Raw genomic sequence first — 11,735 nt, 5'->3', positions numbered from 1 at the left:
GTCACAGCAGCGCCTCCTCGGCGTCGTCGTCCGCGTCGTCTGCGTCGTCCGCATCGCCCTCGTCGAGGGCGCCGTCCCCACCAGCGGCCCCGTCCCGGCCCCCGGCGCCGTCGGCGTCCGCGCCACCGGGGTTCCGCAGCCACCGCGCAAGCTCGTGGAGGCGGTCGACCGGGAGCAGCACCTCGATCACGGGCAGGATGCGGTAGCGCCCTTCGCCGACCTCGTCGAGGACGTGCTCGCGCACGAGCGTCGCGATCGCGTTGTCCGCCTCGCGGCGGCGCGCAGCAAGGTTCGTCTCGTCCCGCGCGAGGTAGCTCAGCGCGTACTCGACCAGCTCCTCGGCATCGATGAACGCGACCCGCTCGCCCGCACCCTGCTGCTGGCGGAACGCGTTGCGCAGGTGCACCATCATGAGCGTCTCGACGCGCTTGTACGGCTCGTCCTTGAGCAGGATCGGCACGGCGAGCCCGTCCTCGCGGACCTGAGTCTTGTACGCCAGCTCGTAGTCACGGTCGACGACGAGCTGCAGGAACAGGTCGTGGCAGCGGCTCTCGAGGACGTCCTGGTGGGCGAGCAGCGCACGCCACTCCCCCGGGTTGTCCGCAGCGGAGAGGTAGCGCGAGCGCAGGAGCAGCGCGAAGGCGCGCCGCGCCTCGTACGGGAGCTGGCCCTTGTCGCCGTCGAACAGGACGGCCGAGTCCTCCTCCAAGGCGACCGTGTCGACGAACGCGCCGGGGCCCGGCGAGAAGGGCACCGTGGTCAGGTCCTCGGTCATGGTCGTCCTCCGGTGTCGGGCGGGGCAGGGGTCAGGTTCTCGTCGCTGGGGGTCGGTCGCAACGGCACGCGCGGCACGACAAACGTGCGCTGCGTGCCGTCCGGCCTGCGGGCCACGACGCTCTCGACTGGTACCTCGGCGGCCGCAGTCGTCGGCGTCGCGTCGGCGAGCTCGAGGTAGCCGAGCAGGTCGACCGGGCGGCGCAGCTCGTCCGTGCCCGCCGCGAACGCCTCGGCGACGGACACGTCCGCGCCGGCGGCGAGCAGCGCGTGCACGTGCGCGTCGATGTCGGCGTGCCGTGGGCCGCCCATCGAGCGGATCTGCGCGAGCTCGGCCTCGTCGAGCCCGGGCTCGTCGTCGGCCCAGTCGTCGAGGACCGGGGGCGGCGACTCGGGCCGCAGGTCGTGCAGCGAGTCGCGCAGCCTTCCGAGGTGGGCGCGGCCGAGCCACGTGAGCGGCTCGACGCGGGCACCGCGCGCCGTCTGCGGGAACCACTCCGACAGCGCGGAGACGACGTCACGGATCGCGTGGTCGAGCTCGCGGTCGCGCAGCGGGTTGTGCGAGCGGATCTGCGCGGTGAGCGTCCGCGACGCGCGCGCCTGCTCGGCGAGCACGACCTCGATCGACGAGACGATCTGGTGCCGGATGCCGCGCAGAGCGGTGCGCTGGCTGCGCGTGAGCCGGTCGGCGAAGCGGTGCTGGAGGATCGCCGCGAGGTCGGCGTCGAGCCGCGCGAGCAGCCCCGGGTCACCGAGCAGCTCGAGCGCACCGAGGAACGCACGCCCCTCGGGCGTGTTCTCCATGAGGTTCTCGGACGCGGTCAGGTACTCCTCGAGGATCTCGCCCGTAGGCCGGTCGTCCTCGCGGAGCTGCTGGATGATGGTTCGCTGCAGCTCCTTGATCGACTCCGCGACGCGCGTGAAGTCGGTCGGCAGCTCGCGCATGAGCAGCAGGAGGTGGTCGTGCTGCTCCTCCATCCGGGCGTCGGGCACGGGCTCGACAGCGCCGCCGCGGGCGAGCCGGTCGCGCTCTGCGCTCAGCCGGGCGATCTGCTCGTCGAGCGACGCGATCCGTGCGTCGCGGTCGGGGTTGGCGTCCTGCGCGAAGTGGTCGACGGCGTCGAGCAGCGCGCGGATGCGCGACTCCGAGACGAGAGAGCGGGCACCGCCGGCGCGTGCGACGAAGTCGAGCGCCTCCTGAGCGTGCGAGGTGAGCTGGTACTCCTCCTCGTCCGCGTCGTTGACGTTCTTGATGAGCCACCGCTCGCGGACCCAGCGCGCGCACAGGACGCGCGCCGGGTCGTCCGGCACGTCAGGGGTGCCGGCGCGCGTGAGCTCGGCGAGCAGGTCGGAGACCTCGAGGTGCAGCTGCTCGACGCCGATCGACTGCCGCCCCTGGAACGCGGACGCGAAGACGGCGACGACGAGCGGCGCGCTCTGCTTGTGCAGGAGCGTGAGCGTCGGGCGCTCGAAGGCGCGCTGCGCACCGGCGAGCGCACCGCCGATCGCGGTGTGCGGGATCTCCACCCGTCAGATGACGACGTTGACGAGCTTCGGCGCCTTGACGATGACCTTCCGCACGGGACGGCCGTCGAGGAAGCGCACGAGCGCGGGCTCGGCGAGGGCGGCGGCCTCGAGGTCGGCGTCGCTGATCGACGGCGACACCTCGAGACGTGCGCGGACCTTGCCCTGGACCTGGACGACGCACGTCACGGTGTCCTCGACGAGGTACGCCTCGTCGGCGACCGGGAAGGGCTCGTAGGCGAGCGACTCGGTGTGGCCGAGGCGCTCCCACAGCTCTTCGGCGATGTGCGGCGCGACGGGCGCGGTCATGAGCACGATCGCCTCGGCGGCGACGCGCGGGACGGCGGGCAGACTCGTGAGGTGGTTGTTGAGCGTGATGAGCTTGGCGATCGCGGTGTTGGGGCGCATCGCCTCCATCTCGGCGCGCACGTCCGCGATCGCGCGGTGCAGCACGCGCAGCGTCGCGGTGTCGGGCTCGTCGTCTGTCACGGTCACGGCGCCGGTCGTCTCGTCGACGACGTTGCGCCACAGCCGCTGCAGGAAGCGCTGCGAGCCGACGACGGCGCGCGTCTCCCACGGGCGCGACAGGTCGAGCGGACCCATCGACATCTCGTAGACGCGGAACGTGTCGGCGCCGTAGGCGTCGTACATCTCGTCGGGTGTGACGACGTTCTTGAGGGACTTGCCCATCTTGCCGTACTCGCGCTGCACGACCTCGCCCTGGTAGCGGTATTCGGTCTCGCCGTCGGCGCCCGTCGTCTCCGTGACCTCCGCTGCGGAGACGTAGGCGCCGCGCGCGTCCGTGTAGGCGTACGCCTGGACGTAGCCCTGGTTGAAGAGCTTGTGGAACGGCTCCGCACCGGAGACGTGCCCGAGGTCGAAGAGGACCTTGTGCCAGAAGCGTGCGTAGAGCAGGTGCAGCACGGCGTGCTCGACGCCGCCGACGTACAGGTCGACGCCGCCCGCGGCGCCGGCGGTCGCGTTGTGGTCGGGGCCGAGCCAGTACTTCTCGAGCTCGGCGGACACCGCCGCGTCGGCGTTGGTCGGGTCGAGGTAGCGCAGGTAGTACCAGCACGAACCGGCCCAGTTGGGCATCGTGTTCGTGTCGCGGCGGTACTCGCGCGGGCCGTCGCCGAGGTCGAGGGTCACGGTGACCCAGTCCTCGTTGCGGCCGAGCGGGGGCTCGGGCGACGACTGGGCATCCTGCGGGTCGTACGTGCGCGGCGAGTAGTCGGGCACGTCGGGCAGGTCGACGGGCAGCGCGGAGTCCGGGATCGCGATGGGCAGGTCGTTCTCGTCGTACACGATCGGGAACGGCTCGCCCCAGTAGCGCTGACGGCTGAACAGCCAGTCGCGCAGGCGGTACGTGATGGTGCCCTCGCCGATGCCGCGCTCCTCGAGCCAGGCGATCATCGCGGCCTTGGCCTCGGGGACGGACAGGCCTTCGAGCGTGATCGAGTCGTTCGACGAGTTGATGATCGCGCCGTCTGCCGTGCGCGCGCCGTCCGGCGTGCCCTCGGGCGCGTCGACGGTGTAGACGACGGGCACGTCGAAGGCCTGGGCGAACGCGTAGTCGCGCTCGTCGCCGCCCGGGACGGCCATGATCGCGCCGGTGCCGTAGCCCATGAGGACGTAGTCGGCGGTGAAGACGGGGAGCAGCTCACCGTTGACGGGGTTGGTCGCGAGGTGGCCGGTGAACACGCCCGTCTTGCGGCCGGCGTCGGCCTGACGCTCGACGGCGGTCTTCGCGGCGGCCTCGGCGCGGTACGCGGCGACGGCCTCGGCGGGGCTGGCGTGCCCGCCGGTCCAGACGTCGCGCGTGCCGTCAGGCCATGCTGCGGGGACCTCGTCGAGCACCGGGTGCTCGGGCGCGACGACCATGAAGGTCGCGCCGAAGAGGGTGTCGGGGCGGGTCGTGAAGACCTCGACCTCGGTGCCGCCCTGCACGGCGAACCGGACCTTGGCGCCCTGGGAGCGGCCGATCCAGTTGCGCTGCATGGCCTTGACCTTGTCGGGCCAGTCGATGTCCTCGAGGTCGTCTGCGAGGCGGTCGGCGTAGGCGGTGATGCGCATGTTCCACTGGCGCAGGCTGCGCTGGAACACGGGGAAGTTGCCGCGCTCGGAGCGGCCGTCGGCCGTGACCTCCTCGTTCGCAAGGACGGTGCCGAGGCCCGGGCACCAGTTCACGGGCGACTCGGAGACGTAGGCGAGCCGGTAGGAGTCGACGAGGCGGCGGCGCGCGACGGCGTCCATGTCGGCCCACGGCGTGCCGTCGGGCGTCGGGCGGCTGGCGTCCGCGAGCTCTGCCTCGAGCTCGGAGATCGGGCGGGCCATGCCCGTGCCGCCGTCGGGCCGGACGGCCGACTCGTCGTACCAGGAGCTGAAGATCTGCAGGAAGATCCACTGCGTCCAGCGCACGTACTCGCTGTCCGTCGTCGCGAACGAGCGACGCTCGTCGTGGGCGAGGCCGAGGCGGCGCAGCTGGCGCTGCATGTTCGCGATGTTCTGGTCGGTCGTGATGCGAGGGTGCTGACCCGTCTGGACCGCGTACTGCTCGGCGGGGAGGCCGAACGCGTCGAAGCCGAGCGCGTGCAGCACGTTGTCGCCGCACATGCGGCGGAAGCGCCCGACGACGTCGGTCGCGATGTAGCCGAGCGGGTGGCCGACGTGCAGGCCCGCACCCGAGGGGTACGGGAACATGTCCATGACGAAGAAGCTCGACGACGACGGGTCCGCGTGGCGCCCCTTGCCGTCCGTGAGCGCCCCGCTCGGGTTCGCGGCCCAGAACGTGCCGCGCTCCGCCCAGCGGTCCTGCCAGCGCAGCTCGATCTCCTCGGCGAGCTGCGGCGTGTAGCGCAGTCGCGGCTCCTCCGACGACGTGGCGCCAGAGCGCGCGGGAGCAGGCTGGTTCGGGACGTGGGGGTTGTCAGTCACTCTCGCGAGTTTACCGGGCCGAGGGGGCCGCGCGGTCATCGCGTCGCCTGCACGACGTCGACGGCACCACGACAACGATCCCTGCGAACCACACCACGAGGCGAGCGGTCAGCCCCGTCGGCCACTTCGCCGACGGCCCCACCGACGTCAGGCACGGCCGCCTGGAACACCTGCGCCGCTCAGCCCAGCGATTCCGCAACCTCACCAAATACATCGCCAGGAGCTTGCTCGAGTCCGGTGGCTTCAGGGCACGAACACCCCTTGGATTGGGATGAGCCGCCTACCGCGCTGACGCCCAAACTCCCCACCACATCTCCGAAGAGCACACACAGCACCTCGGTCGCTACCCGCGCAGAAATGCGTCGAGAACCCTCACCATCTCTTGCAGTTCAGCATCAGGGTCCGCTCGGAGCCGAGAATCGTCGACTCGTTCGATGAAATCAAGGAGCCTACACAGAAGGCCCTCCCGGTCCTCGACCTGCGTTGGCTCAGCGCCAAACCCCCCGGGAATCACAATCAGCCTCAGGACCCGACCAGAAGAATCCCAAGCATCGTACACATTGTCACGGACATCAATGCCTTCTATTCCAAGCAGAAGCTCGGACGGACTCGCAAAAGTGGCGATATCCCCACCATCATCTAGCACTATAGGATACAAGACAGCAATTTGCCTCAAAAGCGATCCCTCCAACCCCGATCGGTAGAGCGTTTGTCCCAAGGACGATGCCTAGCGATTCCCCCCCCCCGGCTTAGTCTTGCCCGATGTCTTGTCTATTGCGCGGCGATGGTAGTGGGGGAACCGTCCGGTCGGGTGGCTCGTCCTGTTCACCAACGGTGCGATTCTGACGTTCTTCCCGATCCGGATCTCACGCCCACTCGCCTTCACGACGGCCCGACCGGCCCGCGCGGCTCCCCGCATCGCGGGTGCCGCGAGCCGAGATCCTGCGCACCGCCCATCCTGTCGCCGCCACCACTGCTGCTGCTGCTGCTGCTGCTGCTGCTGCTGCTGCTGCTGCGACGCTATATCCGCACCGCACACAACGGGTCCCATTCGACGAGTACTGGCGCCAAGGGTAGTGACGAACACGTGGCGAGGCTCAATTGCTAGAGGACGATAAACCAATTGCGCAGGACCTCCTCCCATTGACCTCGCTCCACGCCCCTCATCTCGTCTATCGCACAGGCCACGTACGAAGCGCGCCCAGCGAACGAGACATTGGAACCTCCGCGAAATCCTGGGCCAGACCGCGCTGCGCACCCAACCGGAATGGCGCACCATTCAAAGGCAAGATCGATCTCAATCGACGCCGGTACAAAGCCTCGCGGACGACTCGCCGCCCCCTTACCGCTACGAAACTCAGGTCGGGCGGCGCCCCGCCAGTCAGCATCCCTCTCGAGCTCACCGCAGTCGAAGATCGTTACCCCGACGATCTCGTGGACATGCCCCTCGACGACCCGCTCACCAATCGGCGCCAAGCCGCCAAGAACCGGCTCGCCTCGGAGCGTGGCCGCGACACCTGGGGCCCAGTCGGCAACGAGCGGCCCGCGCTCTGCCAGCGCCTCCACGCCGGACATGTCCGTGATCCACCAGTAGGATTCAAGACCCTCGATCCAGAAGGCGTCATACCCACCTGACGGCGTCTGAAGTACATCGATACTCGGGTTCGCGCATTCTGAGGAGTCGAACGCGGCAATCCACTCAAAACTCATCCACGCCAAAGGCGACTCTTGGCTGGCTGGGTGTCGAATGGACCGCCAACGAGAGACCGGGGCGCGCTCAACCGCAACTCCGGAGACGCGAAACAAGAATTCCCCGCCGTCGCTGTCGCGACCTCCGCCATAGAATCGACGTTGCCCCATTCGCCACAGACCCTGCGGCACAGACACTCTCAGACGCTTCACCATGCGTCCCCTATCGTATTCTCACGTGTATATTTGTTTTGCCCGATTCGAAGTTTCGAGCATTTGCCCTTGTAGCCCGGATTGTTCTTCATCGTTGGCGTGCGGTACTGGTTCCCTGTGTGAAGCGATCTATAGCGAGTAAAGGGCTGCCCCCATGTCGTCCCGCTATGGGCAGTGCGCTCACCCCTAGTCCAAATGCGCCCCGCGAGATTGCTTTGCCGAGCCGTAGCCGAAAGCCCTTGTTTGCCCGCCTTGACACCACGAAGCAACCGTACTGCCCCCGGGAGAGCCCGAGCAGTCCGCACACCGGTGGCGATGGCTCCGATGCATCCGCCGCCTGAGGCAGCGACACACGCCACAGCCACAATCACTACCGCTGCAACGACGACTTTCCCCCAGTTGCGGGACCACCAGCCCTTACGGCCGTCGAGGTCGAGCTTGTTGACGGGGTCGCTTGGGTAGCCGTAGACGGTCTCATTCCCACCTTCGACCGGGTCGACGGAGGTGAACAGGCCGGTGACGGAGTTGTACAACCGTACGCCCATCAAGACGAGGCCGGAACCGTCGGTGGCCCTCTCCTTGCCGCCCAGCCATCCGTAGCTGAGTGCTCCGGCCGACGGGCCGGAGGTGATGGCGTTGCCGTACTCGTCGTAGACGCCCAGGCCTGCCACCGTGCGCTTGGCCCCGTCGAGAGTCAGCGTGGTGGCGATGGACCCGAGCGGGTCGACAACGTCCAACGTGACCCGCGAACCGGTCACCGTGGCGGCAAGGTCCCCGTTGATGCCCGAGACATAACGCGAGACGACCGGCTGACTACCGTCCGTAGTCGTCGTGGCCCAACGCGGGGTATCGGAGGAGTCAGTGTAGTGACGCTGGACAGTGGTCGTCGAGCCGGACGTGACGGTCGTCTGCGCTGCTCGCCGATGCGCAGCGTCAAGGGCGAACGTCGTCGCAGCATCCCCTTGCGTGATCGATCGCGCCAGGTCGTTGTCGAAGTAGCCGAGGGACAGCGCCCCACCGTCGGCGCCGACCACAGTGTCGACGCCCGGCACGCTCGTCTGGCGTCCGAAGGCGTCGTACACGTACGCGCCCTGACCGTTCGCGCCGGTCTGGACCCGCTCCGCGCCGTCGTAGGTCCACGCGCTCGACTCGACTGCAGCCTCGCCGACGCACGTCTCTCCTTCGAAGGTCTTGACCGTCTTCGACAGACGGTTCCCCCCGTGGTCGAACCCGTAGTCCCGCGTTGTGCACATGCCGTCGAGCACGTCCTTGACGGACACCAGGCGATCAGCCCCGTCATACGTGAAGGACTGCGTGCGACCTTCCGTGCCAGCGCTCGGTCCCTCCTGGACCGTGACTCGCCCTTGGATGTCGTATCCCATGGACCACGAGGCAAGCTCGGCGTCACCCGAGGCGTAGGTCAACGCAGTGCGCTCCCCGGCCCGGTCGTACGTGTTGGTCAAGCTCAACTGGCCTGCCAACGAGCTCGACACGGGGCTACCCGCGGCGTCGTACGTCGAGGTGAACTCACCCACGCCGCTGACGTTCAAGGAGGTGACCAGGCCGCGGCGCTCGTCGGCCCCGTCATAGGCGTAGGTGGTCGTGCCCGTCGGGTCCGCCACCGCGGCGACTCGTCCAGCCGCATCGTAGGAGGTGGTGGTCACCGCACCGTCGGTGTCGGTGTAGGTCGTCTGCCGGCCCCACAGGTCAAAGCCGGTGGAGATCGTGCCAGCCGAAGCTGCGATCGTCCCGGTCACCAACCCGGTCGCCGGGTCGTAGAGCGTCGTGGTTCGTGGGAGCGACCGCCCTCGCCGAGAGTCGTCGAGGTGATCAACCAGTCGCCCGCACCATAGGACGCGGTGTTGATCACGTAGCCGCTGTCGTCGGTGGACCGCCGACGTCGCCGAGTATCAGGCGAAGGCGCCCGCGACGCTCGGGCCGAGGCCGACGACGATCCACGCGAGCAGCGCGACGAACATCGCCGCGAGCAGGAGGCCGCGCTGCCGCACGATGCCGGACGACGCGCTCCCCCCGAACAGGCCGTCCTGGACGTTGCGCACGAGCAGGAACCAGAAGATCGGCAGCGTCGCGAACCACACGACCATGCAGTAGGGGCACAGCGCGACGAGGACCTCGAGGCTCGTGTACACGAGGTATCCGATGAGCCCCATGGCGGCGGTCGTCACAGCGAGGAACGTCCGCCAGAACCAGCGCGGGAGCGCGATACCAGGGACGGCGAGGAGCACGACGCCGATCGTGACGACAACGGGGAACGCCCCGAGGCCGATGTACGGGTTCGGGAACCCGAGGAGGCTGCCCGCGTCGGACGCCATCGCCGGGCTGCACGTGAGCAGCGCGTTGATCGAGCAGGTCGGCTGGTGGTCCGGGTCGACGAGCGACAGGTAGCGCTCGATCGCGAGCGCGAGCGAGCCCGCGAAGCCGACGAGGCCGAGGACCACGAGCAGGCGGCCGAGGGTGCGGTCCGCGAGCGGGCGCGGCGCGAGGACTCCGTCGTCGGTCTCGTCGAGCTGCGACGCGCCGTCGGGCACGTGGGCGGCGGTCCTGTCGGTCACTGGGCGCTCCTCGGTTCCAGGCCGCCCGGCTGCGGCCGGGACCATGGTCCCATGCATGTCTGGACGTCGGCTGGGGGCGTCACGCCTCGTCGGCGGGCTCGTCCTCGAGGCTGCGTCGGACCCGCTCGGCGACCGGGAGGCCGACGCGCTGGCGCCCGGCGACGAGCACGATCACGAGCCCGACGGCGGTCAGCGCCGCCCCGACCCACGCGGTCGAGAGGTAGCCCCAGCCCGCGTCGATCACGAGGCCGCCGACGAACGCCCCCTCCGCGTTGCCCGCATTGAGCGCCGAGTGGCACAGGGCTGCCCCGAGCGACGGTGCGAGCGGAGACAGGTCCATCAGCCGAGCCTGCATCGCGAGCCCGAGCACCTGTGACGTCACGCCGAGCGCGACGAGCCCGACGACGAGCATGACGGGCGCGGAGCCCGTCGCCCCGAGGAGGACGAGAGCGAGCAGCGTCGACACGAAGCCGAGCACGACCGTGCGGAGCACGCCACGGTCGACGAGCCGACCGCCGAAGAACACCCCGACCGTCATCGCGAGCCCGAAGAGCCCCATGACGAGCGGCACGCTCGAGTCAGCCATGCCACCCACCTCGGTGACGAGCGGAGCGACGTACGTGTAGACGGCGAACAGGCCGCCAAAGCCGATCGCGCCGGCCGCGAACGCGAGCCAGAGCGGGCCGTTGCGCAGGGCGCGCACCTCGTCCCGGACCGACGACCCCTCGCCGCCAGCGCCGCGCGGCACGAGACGCCAGAGCGCGAGCATCGTGAGCAGCGCCAGGACGGCGACGATCCAGAACGTCGCACGCCAGCCCCACAGCTGCCCGACGCGCGTCGTCAGCGGTACGCCGATCATGTTCGCGATGGTCAGGCCAGCCATCATCATCCCGATGGCCTTGCCGCGGTTCTGCGGCCCCGCGATCGCAGCCCCGACGACCGCGCCCACGCCGAAGAACGCACCGTGCGGCAGCCCTGCGAGGAACCGCGCCACGATCAGCAGGCCCATCGAGCCCGCGAGCGCCGACAGCACGTGCCCGATCACGAACATGCCCATGAGGATCAGGAGCAGACGGGTCCGCTCGACGCGGGCCGCGAGGACCGTGAGCGTCGGCGCGCCCGCGACGACGCCCACGGCGTACGCGGTCACCGCGTGCCCGGCAGTCGGGACCGAGACCGCGAGGTCGTCGGCGATGAGCGGGACGAGGCCCATGGACGCGAACTCGGTCGTGCCGATCGTGAAGCCTCCGACGGCGAGCGCGAGGAGCGCGGGCATCGCTGCCCGCAGGCCGGGCGTCTGGCCGTCCGTCGCGGCGGTCACTCCCCCGCCTCGGCATCCACCACGTCGACCCACACGGCACGTGCGGCGGGGAGGCCGAGGTCGGCCTCCCGCTCGGGTCCGCCGTCGCCGGGCGTCCAGGCGACCGTGACGACGCCGGCGAACTCGCGCCGGGCGCGGACCTCGACGCGTGCGTCGAGACCGAGGCCAAGGTCCGTGAACCAGCGCAGCATGTCGCCGTCGGCGTCGGAGATGCGGGTGACGACTCCGGCCGTGCCCTGCGGCAGCTCGTCGATCGTGCGGGCGGAGCTCGGTTCGAGCTCGCCCTGCGCCGTGGGGATCGGGTCGCCGTGCGGGTCGCGGCGCGGGTGGCCGAGCGCGGCGTCCATGCGGTCGATGAGCAGGTCGGAGACGGCGTGCTCGAGAACCTCGGCCTCCTCGTGGACCTCGTCCCACTGGTAGCCGAGGCGCTCCACGAGGTAGGTCTCGAGCAGGCGGTGCCTGCGGACCATGGCGACGGCGAGGTCGCGGCCCTCCTCGGTGAGCGAGATCGCGCCGTAGCGCTCGTGCTCGAGGAGGCCCATGCCGCACATGCGACGGACGGTCTCCGAGACGGTCGACGCGCCGACCCCGAGCCGCTCGGCGAGCTGCTTGGTCGTCACAGGGGTGTCGGACCACTCCTGGGCCGACCACACGACCTTGAGGTAGTCCTCGACGACGGGGGTGATGTCGATGTCGCGGCGCACAGG

7 protein-coding genes and 1 pseudogene are annotated in these 11,735 nt (G+C 69.7%); 1 reads left to right on the top strand and 7 read right to left on the bottom strand.

Features of this window, described 5'->3' with window-relative positions; translation table 11 throughout:
* Position 1: 1 nt before the first annotated feature.
* Genes AC4F3Q_RS11685 through leuS form a run of 3 tightly spaced genes read right to left on the bottom strand, consistent with a single transcriptional unit; the run spans position 2 to position 5,271 of the window.
* On the bottom strand, positions 2-775 hold the full coding sequence (locus AC4F3Q_RS11685) for a DUF4194 domain-containing protein (protein ID WP_491040114.1): 774 nt from the start codon (positions 773-775) through the stop codon (positions 2-4).
* A complete protein-coding gene (locus AC4F3Q_RS11680) occupies positions 772-2,301 on the bottom strand; it encodes a DUF3375 domain-containing protein (protein ID WP_491040113.1) in 1,530 nt (509 codons plus the stop codon). Before AC4F3Q_RS11680 ends, AC4F3Q_RS11685 begins: the two co-directional genes overlap by 4 nt.
* Positions 2,302-2,304: 3 nt before the next feature.
* Positions 2,305-5,271 (bottom strand): leucine--tRNA ligase, encoded by a 2,967-nt coding sequence (gene leuS / locus AC4F3Q_RS11675; RefSeq protein ID WP_491040112.1) that lies wholly within the window; start codon positions 5,269-5,271, stop codon positions 2,305-2,307.
* An 89-nt stretch (positions 5,272-5,360) separates the two neighbouring features.
* On the opposite strand from leuS, the pseudogene AC4F3Q_RS11670 reads away from it, so the two are divergent.
* Positions 5,361-5,507 (top strand): annotated as a pseudogene (locus AC4F3Q_RS11670) (ISL3 family transposase); the annotation flags it as partial.
* Positions 5,508-7,130: 1,623 nt separating this feature from the next.
* Here the strand turns inward: AC4F3Q_RS11670 and AC4F3Q_RS11665 are convergent.
* From AC4F3Q_RS11665 to AC4F3Q_RS11650, 4 genes are all read right to left on the bottom strand, one after another.
* Positions 7,131-8,891 (bottom strand): RHS repeat-associated core domain-containing protein, encoded by a 1,761-nt coding sequence (locus AC4F3Q_RS11665; protein WP_491040111.1) that lies wholly within the window; start codon positions 8,889-8,891, stop codon positions 7,131-7,133.
* Positions 8,892-9,044: 153 nt separating this feature from the next.
* Entirely contained in the window at positions 9,045-9,707 is a 663-nt protein-coding gene (locus AC4F3Q_RS11660) for a vitamin K epoxide reductase family protein (RefSeq protein ID WP_491040110.1), read from the bottom strand.
* Between the two features lie 79 nt (positions 9,708-9,786).
* The gene (locus AC4F3Q_RS11655) at positions 9,787-11,028 is read right to left on the bottom strand and encodes an MFS transporter (protein WP_491040109.1); all 1,242 of its coding nucleotides are present in this window, start codon (positions 11,026-11,028) and stop codon (positions 9,787-9,789) included.
* Positions 11,025-11,732: a metal-dependent transcriptional regulator gene (locus AC4F3Q_RS11650; RefSeq protein WP_491040108.1), complete on the bottom strand. Its 708-nt coding sequence runs from the start codon at positions 11,730-11,732 to the stop codon at positions 11,025-11,027. The genes AC4F3Q_RS11655 and AC4F3Q_RS11650 overlap by 4 nt, the downstream gene beginning before the upstream one ends.
* Between the last annotated feature and the right edge of the window lie 3 nt (positions 11,733-11,735).

The organism is Flavimobilis sp. BM9 (assembly GCF_058313055.1).
The sequence above is the reverse complement of the archived record's forward strand: the minus strand, read 5'-3'. Positions and strand labels throughout refer to the sequence as shown.

What these genes read in the sequence shown, in the direction of transcription:
- AC4F3Q_RS11685 (WP_491040114.1), bottom strand. Translation starts at nt 775, where the DNA reads ATGACCGAGGACCTGACCACGGTGCCCTTCTCGCCGGGCCCCGGCGCG.
- leuS (WP_491040112.1), bottom strand. Translation starts at nt 5,271, where the DNA reads ATGACCGCGCGGCCCCCTCGGCCCGGTAAACTCGCGAGAGTGACTGAC.